Raw genomic sequence first — 19,166 nt, forward strand, 5'->3', positions numbered from 1 at the left:
CGTCGCACGAGCAGGATCGGAGATCGCAATGGGCACCTACGCAATCACCGGAGCGGCATCCGGGATGGGCCGCGCGGCCGCGGTCCGGCTCCGGGATCACGGCCATACGGTGATCGGCGTCGACCTCAAAGACGCCGACGTCGTCGCCGACTTGTCGACACCCCAGGGACGCGCGCAGGCCGCGGACGGGGTCGTGGCGGCCTCGGGCGGCAGGCTCGATGGTGCCGTGCTCGCTGCGGGATTGGGGCCAGGCCCGGGGCGGGACCGGCTGCGACGGATCGCGCAGGTCAATTACCTGGGCGTGGTCGAGTTGTTGCACGCGTGGCGGCCGGCATTGGCCGCCGCCGAACGTGCGAAGGTGGTCGTTATCGGAAGCAACTCGACGACGACGGTTCCAGCGGTTCCCCGGCGAACCGTGCGAGCACTGCTGGAGAATGACGCCGCTGGGGCGTTGCGGTCAGTGAAGTTGTTCGGCAGAGGGGCGCCTTCGATCATGTACGCGGCGTCGAAAATCGCGGTGAGCCGCTGGGTTCGGCGCCATGCCGTGCTGCCGGAATGGGCCGGTGCGGGTATCCGACTGAATGCTCTTGCGCCCGGGGCCATCATGACGCCGTTACTGCAGGAGCAGCTGTCGGACCCTACGCAAGCCAAAGCCGTTCGGTCGTTCCCTATTCCCATCGGTGGATTCGGCGACGTCACGCACATGGCCGACTGGATTTGCTTCCTGCTGTCGGACTCCGCCGACTTCCTTTGCGGCAGTGTCGTGTTCGTCGACGGCGGTTCCGACGCATACTTCCGGGCCGACGACTGGCCCAAGCCGGTGCCGGTGCGCCGACTGCCCGGGTACCTCATGCGGTTCCGCCGCGGTTCCCGCATGATGACTACCGGTGATCGGTGACCGGGCTGCGGCCGATGGGCTCACCGTGACGATCGGGGTCATCTGCGCGATCCCGCAGGAGTTGTCCTACCTGCTGGGTTTGATGTCGGGGCCCGAACGCCACCAGATCGCCAAGGTCGCCTTCGGCATCGGTGTGCTCGACGACCACCCGGTGGTCTTGGCGGCGGCCGGCATGGGCAAAGTCAACACAAGTCTGGTTGCGACGCTGCTTGCCGACCGATTCCGTTGCCGCACGATCGTTTTCACCGGTGTCGCCGGCGGGCTGAATGCGGAGCTGCAGATCGGCGACGTCGTCATCGCCGAAAGGGTGGTCCAGCACGACTTCGGCCTCGTGGAGGACGAGCAGCTGCAGCCCTACCAACCCGGACACATCCCCTTCATCAAACCGACCGATCAGCTTGGCTATCGGGCGGACCCCGGGCTGATCGAGCGCGTGCGGGACCGTCTAGACGGGTTCACCCTGCCGCCTCTGTCGACTGGTGCAGGTGGCCACGGCCGCCCGCCGCGGATCACCTTCGGCACCGTGCTGACCGGCGATCAATACCTGCACTGTGAGCGCACCCGCAGCCGGCTTCACCACGAATTCGGCGGCCACGCAATCGAAATGGAGGGCGGTGCGCTGGCGCAGGTCTGCGAATCCTTCGGCATCCCGTGGCTGGTCATCCGTGCGCTCTCCGATCTTGCCGGCAGCGATTCCGGTCTGGACTTCAAACGGTTCGTCAACGAGGTCGCCGACGGCTCGGCCCGGATCCTGCTGCGATTGCTCCCGGTGCTCACCCGCCATGCCACGATTTAGTTGTCCGTGAAGCGATGCTGAACCAGCGCACTTCGCTGCGGGACGGAGCTGGCGCCGAGTGTGCGTTGATGGCGCCGAGTGCGGCGTCAGGGCGGGCCGCCCGCGGATGTTCCCGCCCTACACGCACACTCAAAGCCGTCACCCCACACTCGATACGGCGGCATGAGCCCGAGGTCCACGAGAGTGATTGCCGCGGCCCAAGACTTCGCTGATGGTGACGACGGTCCCAATGTAGGCCGCTGGCGACGGTCGCCGGAGAGCGCGGCCGAGCAGACATGAAAAGTCTGCCCGAAGGCAGATCCCCGTCTTCTGACGGTGGGTCAAGCAGGCCCTTTCAGGCCTCGCCCAAAAACGGGCTGCTGCACTTCGGGCAGACCGCCAGGTTGCCCTGGCAATGACCACTATGGCACCGCGATCATCGGTATGGCGACGGCCGAAAGTCCTTTAATATGGCGGCCCAAAGTCACATGGAGCGTTCGCTGGGTGGTCGTTGTGTGGCAGTCCCGGGTCGGGCGTGGATCGGCAACGTGGCAAGAGTCCAACGGGGGCTGACGGGTAAGGTCGCCGTATGCCTCTTCCCCCACCAGGAAATGACCGCGCCGCTGTCGTCACCGGGGCGTCCTCGGGTATCGGCGAGGAACTTGCGCGGATTCTCGCCCAGCGTGGCTACCAGGTCGTCCTGGTGGCGCGCAGCGCCGACCGTTTAGAAGCACTCGCCGGTCGGCTGGGCCCGCATGCGCATCCGCTGCCCGCCGATCTGTCTGAGCGAAATGACCGGGCGAGCCTGCTGGATCGGGTCGTCGCGCTCGGCCTGGCACCCGATATCCTGGTCAACAACGCCGGACTCTCGACGCTGGGCGTTGTGGCCAAATCCGTTCCTGCTCAAGAACTCAACCTGGTGGAAGTCGATGTGGCCGCCGTCGTCGACCTGTGCAGCAGGTTCCTGCCGGGCATGGTCGAACGTCGTCGGGGAGCGGTGCTCAACGTGGCGTCGGTGGCCGCATTCGGTCCCTTACCCGGACAAGCCGCATATGGCGCGGCCAAGGCGTTCGTGCTGTCCTATACCCATAGCCTGCGCGGCGAGCTGCGTGGCACCGGGGTCGGGGTGACCGCACTGTGTCCCGGACCGGTCCACACCGGGTTCGGTGACGCGGCCGGATTCACCAAGGAGGAAGCCGAAAACAGCCTGCCGCGCATTATGTGGAAACCCGCCGCCCAAGTGGCTCAGGCCGGAATCGAGGGTTTGGCCGCCGGCAAGGCCGTCGTCGTCCCGGGTCTGGTGAACCGTGTCGCCGCCGGTCTTTTCCGGATCGCGCCACCCGAGTGGATGCTGCCGTTCCTGGCGCGCAATCACCCGGCGCTGAAACGCAGTTGAGCCCCTATCAGGTTGCCGCGACATGCAGGCGGCGGCCCAGATATCGCTGACGGGCCTTGAGCCGCTGCAGTTTCCCGCTCGTGGTGCGGGGAATCTCCGCGGTGGGAACCAGCACGATGTCGTCGAGAGAGAATCCGAATGCGGTTCGTACCGCCGTCGCGACGTCGGCGCGGATTCGATGATGTTCGGTTTCGGCGGTATTCGTGCCTATTACGGCGATGACGGATTCTCTGCCACGTCGTGCATCTGGGACTGAGAAGACGATCGTATGCCCGGGCCCAATGTCGGGCATGGCGTCGATTGCCCGCTCGACGTCGTAGGGCGGGAAGTTCCGGCCACGGACGATCAACATCTCCTTGCTGCGGCCCACCACGAAAAGTTCGCCCTCGGAAACGAATCCACGATCTCCCGTGTCGTGCCAGCCGTCGGGCGGGCAGGTGACCGAGCCGTCGCCGTTGCGATAGCCGAGCATGATCGACGGACCGCTCACCTGGATCTGGCCCTCGGTTCCTGCCGGCAGCTCCACGCCGTCGGAGTCCACAACACGAAGCCGCAGGCCGTCCACCGGCTTACCGCACGAAACAACCGGTATCTGGTGTCTCCGCGATTCCCGCACCCGGACGCGGCCGAAATCCGTTGCAGCCGTGGCCGCGGGTCGCAGTGCCAAAGTCGTGGCCAGCACCGACTCGGCCATGCCGTAGCACGGAACCAGGGTGTCGCGGCGCAATCCGAGTCGGGCGAAGGTGTCGGTGAAGTAGCGCACCGTGGAGTGGGCGATCGGCTCGGCGCCGACGTACGCATATGCCAGTGCCGACAGATCGATTTCCACTGTCCCGCTGGCACGCTGGAAAGCGTCGGCGGTGGCCCGGTATGCGAATGGCGGACCCGCGGTATGTGTCGAACCATGATGCGTCATCTGCCGAACCCACGACAGCGGGTCCCGGAGGAATGCCAGTGGTGTCATGATGCCCACCCGCAATCCGTAGAGCAGCCCGCCGAGCACCTGGATGAAGCCCATATCGTGATACATCGGCAACCAGCTGAAAGCCCGGTCGTGGCCCCGCGCAATGGCCGTCGCGTAGCCGATGGCGCCGATGTTGTGCGCGACATTGCCGTGCGTCAGCAGCACCGCCTTGGGCGCGGACGTCGAACCCGACGTGAGCTGGACATGATGGACGTCACTCGGCTCGGGCGTGTGGCCGACCGGCAACGAAAGGGGTTGGGCCTCTTGGAGTTCGTCATATACGAGCACGCGCGCGTGCGGCACCGCGACCGCAACGCGGGGTTGCGCCACCACCAACTTGGGATCGACGACGCGGATCGCGGCACGCAGATGCTGGACCCCCGCCGACTTTTCGTCTGACGGGGTGGGCGGCGGTGCGACGGCGCAGGGCAGCGCCCCGATCAGCAGGGCCGCCAGCAGCGTCGCCAGATACTGCTCGGTATTGGCCGACACCATCACGATCCGGTCGCCGCGCCGGAGGCCGTTGGCGGCGAGTGCGCCGGCGCGGACGAGCACTTGGTGCGCCAGGGCGTGCCCGGGGAGCGTCGCGAGGTGCTCGCGGGTGCCGTAGAAATCGATCTGCTGCAGATCCTGCTGTAGCAGCCGAGTGTAATCGATGGCGCCACTTGACATTGCCGGTGCGTTAGCTCGCACATGCGCGAGCGCCCCGGGCGAGAAGACGCTCACGCGCCGGCCAGCCGGCCGGCCTTGTCGGTCAGCCGTCGTCGCACGTAGTCCGTGATATCGGCGACGGTTTCGAACGCGAATGCCGCCTCTTCGTCGATGAACACCGCGAACCTGTCCTCGAGCTCGGTCATCAACGACATCAGTACGGCAGAGTCGATGGGCAGGCTGAGTAGCGGTGTTTCGGAGTCGACCCGGACGAGGTCAACCTGCGCGAGATCCTCGGGCGCCAGCACCTTCTCGAGGGCATCGCGGAAGGCGCCGATGACTTCGCCGGCCTCCGGGAGTATCAGCGCGGAGCGGTTTTCGGTCATGATTCTCGCTTCGGGTCAGTGTCTGAAGGCGGTGACGGGATCGATCCGCACGACACGGCGCACCGGGATCAGTGATCCGAGGACGGCCATGACGGCGGTGGCGGCGGCCATCGTGGCCAGCATGGTGGGGGTGATCTCGACGGTGACATCGCCCAAACGGTCGGCGATCAGGAACTGCGCGCCGTAGGCGACGGCGGCGCCGGCCAGATAGCCCAGCCCGGCGATCAGGGCGGCCTGGGCAAGCACGGTGCGGCACAACTGGATTGGGCGCACCCCCAGGGCCCGCAGCACCCCGAAGTCGCGCAGCTGCTCATTGGTGACCGCCAGCACGGTCAAACCCACCAGCGCGACACCCACCAACACCGCGATCGCGATCATCGTCTTCAACGGCCGCCCGATCATCGAAATGATGATGGCTCGGCTGTTGTCGGTGAACGTGGCAGCGGCCAGAGCGTCCATGTCGGGCAGGTCGCGGTGGATCGCGGCGGCGAGCTGGGTAGCGGTGTAGCCGTCCCGCGGCTGGACCAGGAAGTAGGACACCCGATTTCCGGCCCGCAGCAGCCGTGCTGCATCGGGTAGCGAGATGAACGCGTAGAAGTTGCCCAGTGCGGCGGTCTGGTTGGACAGCCCCACAACCGTGAAATCTTCGTCGACAATCTGGACTTTGTCGCCGAGTTTGATTCCGTTCTTGCTGGCCAGTACGCGGTCCAGCACCACCTCGCCGGAGCGGGCGACGTTGCGGCCCTGCGCCAGCGACCACGGGCCACCCGCACCGGTCCGGGTGTCGTAACCCACGACGAAGTACGCCGTCTGCGTACCATTGTGGACGAAGTCGGACGGTTGGCCCAGGATCGGATCGGCCGACTGGACACCGGGAACCGTCAGCAGGCGGCCTCTGCCGTCGGCGGGCAACCACGACACGGCGCGGAACAGTTGTTCGACGCCGGGCTGTACCACCCACACGGCTCCCTTGGAGTGGTCGATGTAGGTCGTGACCTGATTGGTGGTGCCCACGAAGATGCCCGAGATCACCAACACCAACAGGACCGCGATCCCCACTCCCAACACCGAGAACATCAACCGGGCACGCTCGACGACGAGATTTTTGACGGCGATGATCACTGACGAGCTCCTGTCGTACCGGCGATGCCACGCAGCCGCTGGACCGCTTGCGTCGTGACCGACACCACGCGGTCGATGTCGTCGGGCGTCACCTCGGGGCCAAGGGAGAACCGCACGGTGGATCGTGCGGCCCGTTCGGTCAATCCCATTGCGGTCAGCACGTGCGACACGGCGTCATGACCGGCGTGGCAGGCCGACCCGGTCGACACGTAGATGCCCTGCATATCCAGCGAATCGGCCAGGGTGTCGGCGCGGACACCGTCGAATCGCACACTGATCGTCTCCTCGAGCACCGGCTCGGTGCTGTTGACATGCACACCGCCGGTGCCGGCCAGGCCCAGGATCAATTGCTCACGACGCTCGCGGATGCCCAGGCGGTGGCCCATCGACCTGCGCCGCAGGCAAACCTCAACGGCGGCCGCCATTCCCATGGCCCCCGCGACATTCTCGGTTCCGGCGCGCAACCGGTTCTCCTGCGGCCCACCGCGCACCATGGGCACCAGTGGGTGCCCGTTGCGGACGGCCAGTGCGCCCACGCCACGCGGGCCGCCGAACTTGTGTGCCGACACCGAGATCAGCGACGCGCCTACCGCGTCGAGGCTGAGCTTGCCGGCGGTGTGCACGGCGTCCATGTGAAAGGCCACGCCGGCGTGGGCGGCCAGCGCCGCGATCTCGTGCACCGGCTGGATTGCGCCGGTTTCGTTGTTGGCGTGCATCACCGACACCAGCACCGTGTCGGGGCGCATCGCGGCCGCGACCGCCGCCGCCTCGACATGACCACCCGGGCCGGGATCGACGATCGTCACCGCGACATCCAATTTTTCGAGTGCGCGGGCGTTTTCGAGGACGGCTGAATGTTCGATCGAGGTGGTCACCAGGTGACCGGTGAACCCGTGGGCGGCAAATGTTCCCCACAATGCGAGCGCATTCGCTTCGCTACCACCGGAAGTCAGCACCACCTCGCGGGGAGTCACCCCCAGCAGCCGGGCAATCGAGCGGCGCGCGTCGCGCAGCGCGTCGGCGGCCGCGCGACCCGCCGCGTGGCCGCTCGACGGATTGCCCAGCAGCTGTTGGCCGGCATGGACAGCCCGGGCCGCAGCCGGATGTAATGGCGCCGTGGCCGCATAGTCCAAGTAGAGGCCGTCGACCCCATCGGTACCCGGGTGGATCGGCGATACGGACACGGCTGCCCGGCCGTCAACCGGCGAAACAGGTGCCATCGTCGTGAATTCCCTTGCGGTAGTTATCGGCAAGCCGGTGCGCCGCGTCGGCACCCAGCACTGCGACGTGGTGTTGGTCAGGTCCGAGCCCGCCCGACCATTGCAGAATTCGTGCGGCGTCCAGAGCGGCGATATCGGAGATCGTCATGCCGCCGAGGCGTTCGGTCAGGATAGAACCGACGGCAAGGGAAGCAGAACAGCCATACGCCTCGAACGCAACCTCGCTGACAGCGTCCGCCTCGACTCGTACGGTGAGCAGTATCTGGTCACCGCATACCGGGTTGCCGACGAACGCCGAGACGTCAGGGTTCGCAAGCCGCCCGCAGTTGCGGGGGTTGTTGAAGTGATCGACCACCGTAGGGCTGTATCGCGACATGGTTATGCCCGCCGGCTTGTCTGGGCGAGTTCGCATTCGGTGACGACCTCGCGGGAATCCAGGTACTTCTCGATACTGACAGCGCAGCAACCCAATTCGGCCCCATGTCGGCGGCGGCGGAAGTGCACGGTTTGGCCGGTACGGCCGCAGCGGCAGGTGCCCTCGTCGACCTCGCCGACGTCGTCGGACAGCAGAAAGCCGGGATAGGCCGTGTTGAGAGCGTCCAGGATCGCGATACCACCGGTTTGTCCGGTTCCGAGTTCGGTTGTGGGGTCGGCGATGTCGCGAATGGACACATAGCACCACGGTGGGACGTGTTTGCGTTGGTGCTCGCACTCGATGGCCAGCATGTTGGATTCGATCATCCCGTACATATCGCGGATCCGGGTCCGGTGGATACCCAGCAATCGTTCGGCCTTGTCGTTGAACTCCGCGCGGCTGATCGAGCGTCCGGTGTATTGCTTCCAGCCGCCGAGCATGATGATCAGCGACTCGGGATCCAGGGTCAATGAAATCGCCTCCAATTCGAGGTATCTCATGAACCGGGCGACGATGAACGGTGGGCCGACGATGTGCCTGGTCATCCTGCCTTCCCAGTGGCGCAGCCGGGCGAGCGCCTCGTCGGGGTGAAAGGAGTAGTCGCGGACGAGGTAGCTGTGATCGTCCAGCAGGCCGGTGAGCAGATTGAACACCTTGACCATGCCCATTTCGGGGATTTCGGCCGTCGACGGGCAGAGGAACAATCCCGCGCCATGCGAAATGCCGAAGAAGTCGCGATAACAGCCCAAGAGCCCGACCGATGCGCGGGTCACGGTCAACGTATCCCGGCGAGCGACCGACGGCACTCCGCTGGTGCCCGTAGAGCGGATCTCCATCTCGATGTCTTCCAGGCCCGACGTCAACAGCACGTGGGCGCCGGTTTGTTTGAACATGCCGACCGGCAGCAGCGGAATCCGGTGCAGGTCGCCGTAGTCATGGATATCGGCTGGAGTGACCCCCGCGGCATCGCACTGTGCGCGATAAAAGCCGTTGTGCTGGAAGTGATGTTCAAATGCCTTCCGCAGCGCGTTGGTGAGCGACGTGCGTGCCTCGTAGGCCGGTGCGCGCAACGCATCGCCGGGCATGCCCAGCATGGTGACCAAATCCACGACGTTCTCCTTCAGCCCCCAGCACAACCTAAAGCCCTTGGGGGCTTGGAACGTAACGGAGGTAAGGAAGCGGGCCCTGCCAGCCGTCGGGATAGGTGTGGCGAGCCTGCTCGTCGGAGATCCAGGGAGCGATGATCACGTCGTCGCCCTGTCGCCACTGGGCCGGGGTGGCCAACCCGTTGTTCAACAGCTGAAGTGAGTCGATAGCCCGCAGCACCTCGTCGAAGTTTCGGCCGGTCGTCATGGGGTAGATCATCACCAGCATGATCGTCTTGTTCGGGTCGATGACGAATACGTTTCGTAGCGTGGCGAGTTCGGCGGGCGGGTGGTCGCTGGGGTCGCCGCCGATGGTGGCGGGCAACATCCCGTATGCCTTGGATACGGCGTAGTCGGTGTCGGCGATCAGCGGGTAATTGGGCGCCGTACCACTGGTGCATGCGATGTCTTTCGACCATGCGGCGTGGCTGTCGAGCGGGTCGGTGGACAACCCGATGATCTTCACATTGCGTCGGTCGAATTCCGGCTTGATGGTGGCCAGATAGCCGAGTTCGGTGGTGCATACCGGGGTGAAGTCGCGGGGATGGGAGAACAGCACCGCCCAGCTGTCGCCGATCCACTCGTGGAACTTGATCGGTCCATCGGTGGTCGTGGCTTCGAAATCCGGGGCGGTGCTGCCGATCGTCAGTGTCATGAAGTGGCTCCAATCCGGTCGAGTGTGTTGCCATCAGCGGCGCAGCCGCTGCCATTCGCGTTGGGTGTCTCGGGAAACATTGGGGGGCTGCGAGTTCGGCTTCTAGGCCGTGGCAGCCAGTAGTCGGCCGTCTTCGAGGTGGAGGACCCGATCGGCGATGTCTTCGAGCCGTGCATCGTGGGTCACGATGACCACCGCGGAGTCCTGGGCTTTGGCCGCGCTGGCCAGTTGCGCGCTGACCTTCTTCCCGGTAGCCGAGTCGAGGTTGGCGGTGGGTTCGTCGGCCAGAATCACGTCCGGGCCCATGGCCAGCGCACGAGCCGCGGCCACCCGCTGTTTCTCGCCTCCGGACAATGCGGCTGGGCGATGGTGGGCGCGATGTCCCAGGTCCAGCTCGTGGAGCAGTTGCCGGGCGCGGGCGATCGCCGCTGGCTTGCGCACGCCCGCGTAACGCAGTGGTAGCGCGACGTTTTCCACGCTGGTCAGTGATTGCAGCAGGTTGTAGTCCTGAAACAGATAGCCCAGCCGGGCCAGCCGCAGCTCAGCACGCCGGCGCTCGGACAACCGGCCGGCGTCGTGGCCACAGATCTGCACCGTGCCGCCGTCGGGGGTCAGCAGCAGACCCATCACCAGCAGCGCGGTGGTCTTGCCGCCCCCGGAGGGTCCGACCACCAGGACCACCTCGCCGCGTTCGACGGACAGGTCGACGCCCTGCAGAGCGTGCACCGCCGTCGCACCGCCGCCGTAGTCAACGGTGATATCGGTCAGTCGCAGCACCGGACCCGACGTGTCTTCCGGTATCGGCCTGCGGCACTGAGCACATCGCGGGGCCGAGGCGTCGTGATGGCACACCGGGCAGCGCATGGGCATCCTCACTTCGGGTCAGTGTCTGAAGGCGGTGACGGGATCGATCCGCACGACACGGCGCACCGGGATCAGTGATCCGAGGACGGCCATGACGGCGGTGGCGGCGGCCATCGTGGCCAGCATGGTTGGGGTGATCTCGACGGTGACATCGCCCAAACGGTCGGCGATCAGGAACTGCGCGCCGTAGGCGACGGCGGCGCCGGCCAGATAGCCCAGCCCGGCGATCAGGGCGGCCTGGGCAAGCACGGTGCGGCACAACTGGATTGGGCGCACGCCCAGTGCCCGCAGCACCCCGAAGTCGCGCAGCTGCTCATTGGTGACCGCCAGCACGGTCAAACCCACCAGCGCGACACCCACCAACACCGCGATCGCGATCATCGTCTTCAACGGCCGCCCGATCATCGAAACGACTATGTCGCGGCTCTTTTCGGCAAAGGACGCAGCGGTCAACGCATCCATGCCCGCCATGTCACGGTGGATCGCGGCGGCGACCTGTTCGGCGGTGTAGCCGTCCCGGGGCCGAACCAGGAAGTAGGACACCCGATTTCCGGCCCGCAGCAGCCGCGCAGCGTCCGGCAGCGATATGAACGCGTAGTAGTTCGTCACCGCGGCGGTCTGGTTGGACAGCCCGACGACGGTGAAATTCTCGTCGACGATTCGAACCTTGTCGCCGAGGCGGATTCCGTTCTTCGTAGCCAGCACCCGGTCCAGCACCACCTCGCCGGAGCGGGCGACGTTGCGGCCCTGCGCCAGCGACCACGGGCCACCCACACCGGTCCGGGTGTCATAGCCCAACACGAAGTAGGCGGTGTGGGTGCCGTTGTGCACAAAATCGGACGGCGAGCCCAGCAGCGGATCCGCCGATTGCACCCCGGGGACGGTCAGCAGGCGCTCTCTGCCGTCGCCGGGCAACCACGACACCGCTTTGAACATCTGCGACACCCCGGGCTGTACCACCCACACGGCTCCCTTGTAGTGGTCGATGTAGGTCGTGACCCGATTGGTGGTGCCCACGAAGATGCCCGAGATCACCAACACCAACAGGACCGCGATCCCCACTCCCAACACCGAGAACACCAACCGGGCACGTTCAGCGACGAGATTCTTGACGGCGACGATCACCCAGCTACAAGCCCTTGATCACACGCGAACCTGGTAACCCAAACCACAAAGGAGGTAGTCGCAGAAGAGTGGCAAGAAGTTCCATGGAAGTTGTCCGACTCGCCACGATTGCGGTGTACTCCGGTCAACCACCAGAGAGCAGGGCGGCGAAAACGATAGCCATTGCTAGTGCCATCGATATCCGGCCGGTCTGCGCCAGGATGTCGCGCTTGCATTCAGTCGCACCGCGCCGCCATCCGGCCAGGGAGACGGCGGTCCACACGATCGCCGCGATCGTGAAGACCAGGAACCACAACCAGTTGACGGAGGCCACCCATCCCGGCTGGCTGCTCTCCGGCGGCATGGGCATCGCCGACATCTCCATGCCCGGCATCGAGACGGCCGTCGATGCCGGGTGGGGGGTGACCGGGTTGCCGGGCAGCAGATGACCGTTCATCACGACGTACATCCATGTCATGGCGAGCATCATCAATGCGTGGTAGCTGCCTGCCGTCCACTGGGCGATCGTCTTGGCCGAGACGACGGTCAGTGCGATAAACCACCCGGCCGCCAGCAGAAAGAAGGCCGCGGGTCCGGTCGTCGGTGCATGGATGCCCCAGGGCCAAATCATCACCACCATCGCAATCGCCATCACCAGATGCAGCCCATTGCTGACGAGGTAGACCCACCGTCCCCGCTGGCCGATGGCCGCGACGACGTAGTTGGCGCCGCTCAGCACGAAAAGTCCGGTCACTAGCCAACGAAGCAGCAGTTCATCGACCATGTGGAGCTCGATCGCCGGGATTCGGGGAGGTCATGACGTCACTTTCAGGATCGGTAACGACGGCCTCCGAAGAATATGCGGTCCGCGGCCGGTAGGTGGGGCCGGTGAATCCGAGGTTGGGCAACGGGCGTCCGGTGCGACGTCGGGCCGTAAGCTCGTGGGGTGCAGACCGACGTGACCGCTGACCGTTCGCCGTCGGCGGTGCCGGCCTCGCGGTCGATCTCGTGGGCATTGGCCGGGCTGCTTCTTGGTCTGCTCGGCATCTCGGGTGTGCTGGCTGGCTACGGGCTGGCGTCGGGAGCGCGCCGCTATGCCACGGCGGGTAACCCGTATCCCGGTGGGTTCCTCTGCATCGCGGAGCCGCTCGGATACTTTCTGGCGTCGTTGGCGACCGCAGTGTGCCTGGGTGCACTGGTGTACGTCGTGATCGCGTCGCGCCCGGAGCACGACGGCTTGATCGATGCGGCGGCATTCCGGGTTCACCTTGTGGCAGAGCGGGTTTCCGTTGCCTGGCTGGGGCTTGCAGTGGTGATGGTGGTCATTCAGGCTGCCCACGATGCCGGTGTGGCGCCGTCGCAGTTGCTGGGCGGTGGAGCGCTGCTCGATGCCGTCGGCGCCTCCGAAGTCGCACGGGGGTGGATCGTGGCGGCGATCGGCGCGCTCGTGGTCGCGGTCACGCTGCGCCTCATCACTCGATGGGTCGGCCATTTCGTGTTGCTCATTCCCACCGTGATCGCCGTGGTTGCGACGGCGGTCACCGGTAACGCGGGGCAGGGGCCGGACCATGACTACACGACCAGCGCCGCGATCGTCTTCACGTTGGCCCTTGCCACGCTGACCGGGCTGAAGACTGCCACGGCCGTGGCCACCGCGACCCCGGGCCGGGCTGTGCAGGTGATGCAGGTGGCCTGCGGAGCGCTGACGCTGTCCTACGGAGCGGTGCTGCTGTATCTGCTGATCCCGGGTTGGTCGTTCGATTCGGACTTTGCTCGCCTCGGTCTTGCGGCCGGCCTGGTGGTAGCGCTGGTGTGGTTATCGGACTGTTGGGGTTTGTTCGTCCGGCCCGCAGGTTCCGGCGGTGCCCGTATCGCCGGGGCTCTGACCATGATGGCCGTGATGGCTGCGGTGGCTGCGATGGCGATTCAGACCGCGCCGCGGTATGTCACACACCAGTTCTCGGCGTGGGACGTCTTTCTCGGGTACGAACTGCCGCAGCCGCCGAACGTCGTCACGTTGGTCACCGAGTGGCGGTTCGACAGCCTGGTCGGGACTCTTGGCGTGGTGCTCGCCGTCGGGTATGTGGTCGCTTACGTGCGTCTGCGGAAGAATGGCAACGCCTGGCCCGTCGGCAGATTGATGGCATGGCTGACCGGCTGTGTCGTCCTGGTCTTCACCAGCAGCTCGGGCCTGCGCGCCTACGGGTCGGCGATGTTCAGCGTCCACATGGCCGAGCACATGACGCTGAACATGTTCGTCCCGGTGCTGCTGGTATTGGGCGGCCCGGTCACCTTGGCGCTGCGGGTATTGCCCGCCGCCGGTGACGGACAGCCGCCCGGCCCCCGCGAGTGGTTGACCTGGCTGCTGCATTCGCGGGTGACGGCGTTCTTGTCGCATCCGATTACCGCGTTCATCCTCTTTGTGGCCTCGCCCTACATCGTTTACTTCACACCGTTGTTCGACATCCTGGTCCGCTACCACTGGGGCCACGAGTTCATGGCCGTCCACTTCTTGATCGTCGGGTACCTCTTCTACTGGGCGATCATCGGTATCGACCCGGGACCGCGCCGACTTCCCTATCCGGGTCGAATCGGGTTGCTGTTCGCGGTGATGCCATTTCACGCCTTCTTCGGCATCGCGTTGATGACCACGTCATCGGCAATAGGCAGCGGGTTTTACCAGTCGGTTGGTCTTCCCTGGCTGCCGAGTATTGTCGCCGATCAACATCTTGGCGGCGGAATCGCCTGGGGTGCAACGGAACTGCCCATTATCATAGTGATCGTGGCGCTGGTGGCGCAATGGGCGCGCCAGGACCGGCGGGTCGCTGCCCGTGAGGACCGGCATGCGGACAGCAACTACGCCGATGACGACCTGGATGCCTACAACGCGATGCTTCGCGAACTGTCCCGGATGCGCCGATGAGTGAGCTCCCGGAGCCCGGACCTCGGTAGTCCTATTCGGAATCCGAGGACTCGGACCGGCCGCAGCGCGATCTGTTCGGCGATCGGATACCTCCAGCCTGGATTCTTCGGGGTGTCGATGTCGGCGAACGCAGCTTTGGATGCGCGCCTTGACGTCTGTTTCGGCGGCGATGCGCGTGGCTTCGCTCGAACCTCTTGCCATGGAGGGTATTCGGCGAGGACCCAGCAGACTCGCGGGCTCACCGGCGTCGATTGTCATGCCGCGGTATCGAGTGTGCCGTGGTGGTTTTGAGCGTGCGGTGGTGCTGCCGTATCGAGCGCGCTGCCGTATCGAGCGTGCTTGCCGTATCGAGCGTGCTTGCCGTATCGAGCGTGCGGTGGTGCTGCTGTATCGAGCGTGCTTGCCGTATCGAGCGTGCTTGCCGTATCGAGCGTGCGGTGGTGCTGCTGTATCGCGTGTGCGGTGGTGCTGCTGTATCGAGCGTGCGGTTACGGCTTTGAGCGTGCACGCAGGGCGGGGATTTCGCGGTCGGACCGCCCTGGCGGCACACTCGACGCCCCCAGCTCACACTCGACGCCCCCAGCTCACGTTCGACGCCATGGTGGCACGTCTCGACGCCCCCAGCTCACGCTCAACGCCGTGAGCTCACGCTGAACGCCGTGACGACCCAGTCGGCGCCGTCAACCCACGCTCAACGCCACGGCCACAGCGCACCCCACCGCGCGGCCAACCGCACAGCCCGGCGCAAACCCCCGACGACAACGCAAGGAACGCAGGCACTTTGATGCCAATTCGACGCCGGTCGCACGCCACCGGATCGCGGCCGTGGCATTAGCCCGCCGCCGGGATCCGGGGCATGACATAGGCGCGCGGCGGGATCCGCAACGCGCCGTTCACACCGCTGCCACCGCCGGAGGGTGTCGGCCCGAGCGGTAGCCCGCCCAGCATGTGTCCCGGCGCGCTTTGCGCAGCGCTGCCCAGGCTGGTACCCGGCAACGCGCGAACCGCTGGGTTGATCGCGTGATTGGCCGCGGCCCAGCTTTGCGGTACCGATAACGAACCAACCGAAGCCGCCCGGCCCAACCCGGCCGCTAACCCCGAACCGCCCAGCCCGCCGGAAGCCGACCCCAGCGCTGTCGTCCCGCCCGCAATCGCCTTGGCCGCGGCACCGGCAGCCTCGCTGACCGCGGCGGGCACCGCCCTGGACATCGCGGCCCCCATCTGGGTCATGGCAAGCGTGTTGTTGGTCACCGAAACACAGTTCTGACCTATCGACACGATGTCTCTGAAGGTGCCCAGGTGTGGCGAGATCCCCCTCCACAGTTCCACCAGCCATTGCCACGGTGCCGGCTCACTGAGCATTCGTAGCGCCCGGGGCACCTCGGACATCAGCTGCCTGATGGCGGCGGCTTCGACCTCCCCGACCAATGCGAGCTGCCTGGCAAGCCCGTCGGCGTGGGTGGTTTCCGGGGCCTCCTCGAACGGCGTCAACGTTGACGCGGCCGCCGAGGCAGCCGCGTAGCCATACATCGCAGCGGCATCCCGGGCCCACATCTCCGCGTACTCCGCTTCGGTCGCCGCGATCGCCGCGGCGTTCTGCCCGAGGATATCGGTGGCGACCAGTGTCATGAGCATGGCCCGGTTCTCCGCGATAACCGGTGGCGGCACCGTCATCGAGAACACCGCATTGAACGCGGTCACCGCCGCCATGGCCTGGATGCCGGCCTGCTCGGCCTGGGCCGCGGTAGCGTTCATCCACGCGACATACGGCGCCGCCGCGGCCGCCATCAACATCGACGCCGGACCGAGCCAGGAACCCACCGACAGCCCTGAGATCACCGACTGGTATGCGGCGGCCAGCGAGTACAGATCGGCGGCCAGACACTCCCACGCCGCCGCCGCGGCCAGCAGCGAACCCGCACCCGGACCGGCGTACATCCTGGCGGAGTTGATCTCCGGTGGCAGTGCTCCGAAATCCATCATGTATGTGCCCTCGTCCCAACTCGGCTGACTTAGCCGGCTGTCATCGCGTCGGCGGCCGCAACGGCCGTGTACGAACCGGAACCGGTCCCGAAGGCGCCCAAAGCACTGACCACCTGATATCGCACTGCGCCGGGCCCACCGCGTGCAAGGGTTCTCGTCGACGTCGGCAGCATTGGCGGTTGGGCCGCAACGAACATCCGCTTCCTCCTCAGTTCAGCGAAGCCCGAGCAGTAGCCGGGTGATCAAAGTTGTTGCCAATCACGCGGTCTGAAAGCCCGCGGGGCCTCCGCCGCGGGCTGCGTTGGCGTGACGGAGCATGCCGATAACCGCTGCAAAGGTGCCGTGGCTGACGCTCCGACGCCGGCGCTGGCCGGGTGGTTATCGAATGATACCTAAGTTATCGGCCGATACCCAGCGTGTCAAGGGTTGCCGATCGGATGCCGGCAACCGTGGGCCTTCGCTCGGCGTTCGCGGGCGCCCGGGGCTGCTATCGATGTGCAGCTGCGGCCGACAAGTGCACCCACTTGACGTGAGGTTATCAGCTGATAACATCACCACATGCTGCTATCGGGCGATAACCGCCGTGGGCTCGAAGAGGTTTTCGACCACCCGCGAGAGCGACACGTCTCGAACCCCAATGCGTTAGCCGGGATTCGTTGCACCGCTGATGCTTTCGCATCAGGCCGGCTCGGCGCGACATTGCGATCTAGCGCGGCCATCGCCATGTCTCAGCAGCTGTCCGTGGCAATCGTTATCCCTGCGCATAATGAAGAACGCTTTATCGGCAAATGTCTTGACGCCTGCCTCAGCCAAACGTCGGCGCCGGACGAAATAATCGTTGTCAATAACAAGTCGAGTGACAACACCGTATCGATCGTGCGCCGGTATCAAGAAGAGAACCCCCATATCGACATACGGCTGCTCAACCAGAATGAGCATCTGGGTATCGCGCCGACGCGTAACTGTGGGTTCGACCACGCGCGCAGTCAGATCATCGGCCGGATCGATGCCGATTCCGTTGTTGACACGGATTGGGTCGAGACGATTCGCCAGTGTTTTCAAGACTCCGCCATCGACGCGGTCACCGGCCCGGTCCACTATTACGACATTCCGCTGCGTGGGCCGATATTCAGAATCGACCGCATGGTCCGCCGCAACCTGCATCGCACGGCAACCGATCAACGGTTCCTCTTGGGCGCCAACATGGCAATCCGGACCTCGGCGTGGCAGGCGGTACGTCATCTCACGCAGCTGGATCTGGAAGACCGACTCCACGAAGACATCGATCTTGCACTGACACTGTTCAAGAATAATTTCGAGATCGCATACGAATCCACGATGGTGGTGGGCGCGTCTGGCCGCCGGGTGGAATGCTCACCGCTCGACTTTTTTCGCTACGCGACGCGTTATACCAGGACGACAAAGGCGCACGGCGTCAAGAGTCGTTCGGCACGTATAACGATTGCCGTTCTCATGCTGGGATATGTGCCGGTCCGAACACTGCGGTTCTTTTATGACGCCGAGAACAATCGGTTCACGCGCAAGCGCTCCGGGACGGGCGGCGGAACGAAATCGACCGACTACTGAGGGGCGATCCGCGAGTCAATCGAAGCACCCTTTGCTTTGTAGCAGGGACAACGATTCTTTTTCCCGGCTATCGCTTGGATTTGGAAGCCCCGAGACCACGGGCAGGCCGCCCGGGCCACCGTGCAGGTCGGCCAAGCTGGGGATGCCGGCCAACGAGTCCAGCGGGCTTGGGATGCCGGTCAACTGGGGGATCGGCACACCCGACCTGCCCATCCCCCAGCTGACCGGCATGCCAACCTTGCCCAACCCGTTCCCTGCCATGCCCAGCTTGGCCGATTTGTTCTGCCGCCCCAATGGCGTGCCCAAGCTGCCCGCCACAGCCGAATTAGCTGCGCTGCCCGACTTTTCGGGAACCTTGGCCGGTCTACCCACGATGGCTCAGCTGACGGCACCCCTCAGTCAGCTCACCCAGCTCTCGGGCGCAGCCGGTGGGCTCAACCAACCCGTCAACACGGCCAGCAGGCACAGATGATCGCCTCGCAAACCGAACAGCGCGCCACCCGGGCCGATCATGTCACTGAAGACGACGACACCCTCGGCGCCGCAGTGGGCACAACCAGCGCACCGCGCGCTCCCGTTGATGCCGCAAACGGCGAGATTATTTTACATAACACTCCATTCTAGAAGCCGTTTCTGGTTTATTTATTTTAGAAGCGGATTTTGCTTTGCTTTTGGAAACCAGTTCTGAAATCAGGATTTTGGATTTCGATGCAGGAACGAGTAAATTTAGCGACTCTACCGGAACACCGCGGAGAAAGATTCTGTTTATGTCTCAGCCGTGCACGCTGACGGTGAATCAGAGTGATATTTTGGCCCGGGCCGGCGAGGTGGAGTTCTCGATAGTAGGCCCGCCAAGCGGTGCCGTGGTCTACGGTCTCCTGATCGATTTGCGGGTCACGACATCCCAGAATGCGAGCAACCTGCATGGGCCGACACAGAAATTAACCGATTTCCCGCGCGCTCCCGCCGATGCCGCAACTGCCACTGGGTCGAGCCATCAACGCACCACAGCCGGCGCGGCAAACGCCCTCACCAGCCCAACAGAGCCGGTGCAACGTTAGGCCCAGAGGGAAAGTTC

19 protein-coding genes are annotated in these 19,166 nt (G+C 65.2%); 8 read left to right on the forward strand and 11 right to left on the reverse strand.

Features of this window, described 5'->3' with window-relative positions:
• Positions 1-28: 28 nt before the first annotated feature.
• From MKAN_RS14775 to MKAN_RS14785, 3 genes are all read left to right on the forward strand, one after another.
• Entirely contained in the window at positions 29-898 is an 870-nt protein-coding gene (locus MKAN_RS14775) for an SDR family oxidoreductase (protein WP_023369281.1), read from the forward strand.
• Positions 899-923: 25 nt separating this feature from the next.
• Entirely contained in the window at positions 924-1,694 is a 771-nt protein-coding gene (locus MKAN_RS14780) for a 5'-methylthioadenosine/adenosylhomocysteine nucleosidase (protein WP_036395004.1), read from the forward strand.
• Positions 1,695-2,262: 568 nt separating this feature from the next.
• Entirely contained in the window at positions 2,263-3,069 is an 807-nt protein-coding gene (locus MKAN_RS14785) for an SDR family NAD(P)-dependent oxidoreductase (protein ID WP_023369285.1), read from the forward strand.
• A gap of 7 nt (positions 3,070-3,076) precedes the next feature.
• Here the strand turns inward: MKAN_RS14785 and MKAN_RS14790 are convergent, their stop codons facing one another.
• The 10 genes from MKAN_RS14790 to MKAN_RS14835 all read right to left on the reverse strand — a co-directional run bounded on the left by MKAN_RS14790 (position 3,077) and on the right by MKAN_RS14835 (position 12,379).
• Entirely contained in the window at positions 3,077-4,726 is a 1,650-nt protein-coding gene (locus tag MKAN_RS14790) for an AMP-binding protein (protein WP_160937865.1), read from the reverse strand.
• A gap of 29 nt (positions 4,727-4,755) precedes the next feature.
• Positions 4,756-5,070, reverse strand: coding sequence for an acyl carrier protein (locus tag MKAN_RS14795; RefSeq protein ID WP_023369289.1), 315 nt, complete (start codon positions 5,068-5,070; stop codon positions 4,756-4,758).
• A 15-nt stretch (positions 5,071-5,085) separates the two neighbouring features.
• Positions 5,086-6,192 carry an ABC transporter permease gene (locus tag MKAN_RS14800; protein WP_023369291.1) on the reverse strand — a complete coding sequence of 369 codons (1,107 nt, stop codon included), beginning with the start codon at positions 6,190-6,192 and terminating at the stop codon, positions 5,086-5,088.
• Entirely contained in the window at positions 6,189-7,325 is a 1,137-nt protein-coding gene (locus tag MKAN_RS14805) for a cysteine desulfurase family protein (protein WP_036395006.1), read from the reverse strand. The genes MKAN_RS14800 and MKAN_RS14805 overlap by 4 nt, the downstream gene beginning before the upstream one ends.
• A gap of 64 nt (positions 7,326-7,389) precedes the next feature.
• Positions 7,390-7,788: an iron-sulfur cluster assembly scaffold protein gene (locus MKAN_RS14810; protein ID WP_036394872.1), complete on the reverse strand. Its 399-nt coding sequence runs from the start codon at positions 7,786-7,788 to the stop codon at positions 7,390-7,392.
• A gap of 2 nt (positions 7,789-7,790) precedes the next feature.
• Positions 7,791-8,936, reverse strand: a complete 1,146-nt coding sequence (locus tag MKAN_RS14815) for a LuxE/PaaK family acyltransferase (protein WP_023369297.1) — start codon at positions 8,934-8,936, stop codon at positions 7,791-7,793.
• Positions 8,937-8,964: 28 nt separating this feature from the next.
• Positions 8,965-9,627, reverse strand: coding sequence for a peroxiredoxin (locus MKAN_RS14820; protein WP_023369300.1), 663 nt, complete (start codon positions 9,625-9,627; stop codon positions 8,965-8,967).
• A 102-nt stretch (positions 9,628-9,729) separates the two neighbouring features.
• On the reverse strand, positions 9,730-10,428 hold the full coding sequence (locus MKAN_RS14825; RefSeq protein WP_036395008.1) for an ABC transporter ATP-binding protein: 699 nt from the start codon (positions 10,426-10,428) through the stop codon (positions 9,730-9,732).
• Positions 10,429-10,509: 81 nt separating this feature from the next.
• Complete coding sequence (locus tag MKAN_RS14830) at positions 10,510-11,616, reverse strand: ABC transporter permease (protein ID WP_023369304.1); 1,107 nt, start codon at positions 11,614-11,616, stop codon at positions 10,510-10,512.
• Positions 11,617-11,740: 124 nt separating this feature from the next.
• Entirely contained in the window at positions 11,741-12,379 is a 639-nt protein-coding gene (locus tag MKAN_RS14835) for a DUF5134 domain-containing protein (RefSeq protein ID WP_023369306.1), read from the reverse strand.
• Between the two features lie 162 nt (positions 12,380-12,541).
• Here MKAN_RS14835 and MKAN_RS14840 point away from each other — a divergent pair, with 162 nt between their 5' ends.
• Complete coding sequence (locus MKAN_RS14840; RefSeq protein WP_023369308.1) at positions 12,542-14,518, forward strand: cytochrome c oxidase assembly protein; 1,977 nt, start codon at positions 12,542-12,544, stop codon at positions 14,516-14,518.
• Between the two features lie 831 nt (positions 14,519-15,349).
• Here the strand turns inward: MKAN_RS14840 and MKAN_RS14845 are convergent.
• Positions 15,350-16,501 carry a PPE family protein gene (locus MKAN_RS14845; RefSeq protein WP_023369309.1) on the reverse strand — a complete coding sequence of 384 codons (1,152 nt, stop codon included), beginning with the start codon at positions 16,499-16,501 and terminating at the stop codon, positions 15,350-15,352.
• Between the two features lie 558 nt (positions 16,502-17,059).
• On the opposite strand from MKAN_RS14845, the gene MKAN_RS14850 reads away from it, so the two are divergent.
• From MKAN_RS14850 to MKAN_RS30510, 4 genes are all read left to right on the forward strand, one after another.
• Positions 17,060-18,088: a glycosyltransferase family 2 protein gene (locus MKAN_RS14850; RefSeq protein WP_023369313.1), complete on the forward strand. Its 1,029-nt coding sequence runs from the start codon at positions 17,060-17,062 to the stop codon at positions 18,086-18,088.
• Positions 18,089-18,230: 142 nt separating this feature from the next.
• Positions 18,231-18,560, forward strand: a complete 330-nt coding sequence (locus MKAN_RS14855) for a hypothetical protein (RefSeq protein WP_023369316.1) — start codon at positions 18,231-18,233, stop codon at positions 18,558-18,560.
• Positions 18,557-18,712: a hypothetical protein gene (locus MKAN_RS30505; RefSeq protein WP_023369318.1), complete on the forward strand. Its 156-nt coding sequence runs from the start codon at positions 18,557-18,559 to the stop codon at positions 18,710-18,712. Before MKAN_RS14855 ends, MKAN_RS30505 begins: the two co-directional genes overlap by 4 nt.
• A 47-nt stretch (positions 18,713-18,759) precedes the next feature.
• Positions 18,760-19,149: a hypothetical protein gene (locus tag MKAN_RS30510; protein WP_133163560.1), complete on the forward strand. Its 390-nt coding sequence runs from the start codon at positions 18,760-18,762 to the stop codon at positions 19,147-19,149.
• The last annotated feature ends 17 nt before the right edge of the window (positions 19,150-19,166 follow it).

This window comes from Mycobacterium kansasii ATCC 12478 (assembly GCF_000157895.3).
Lineage (GTDB): Bacteria > Actinomycetota > Actinomycetes > Mycobacteriales > Mycobacteriaceae > Mycobacterium > Mycobacterium kansasii.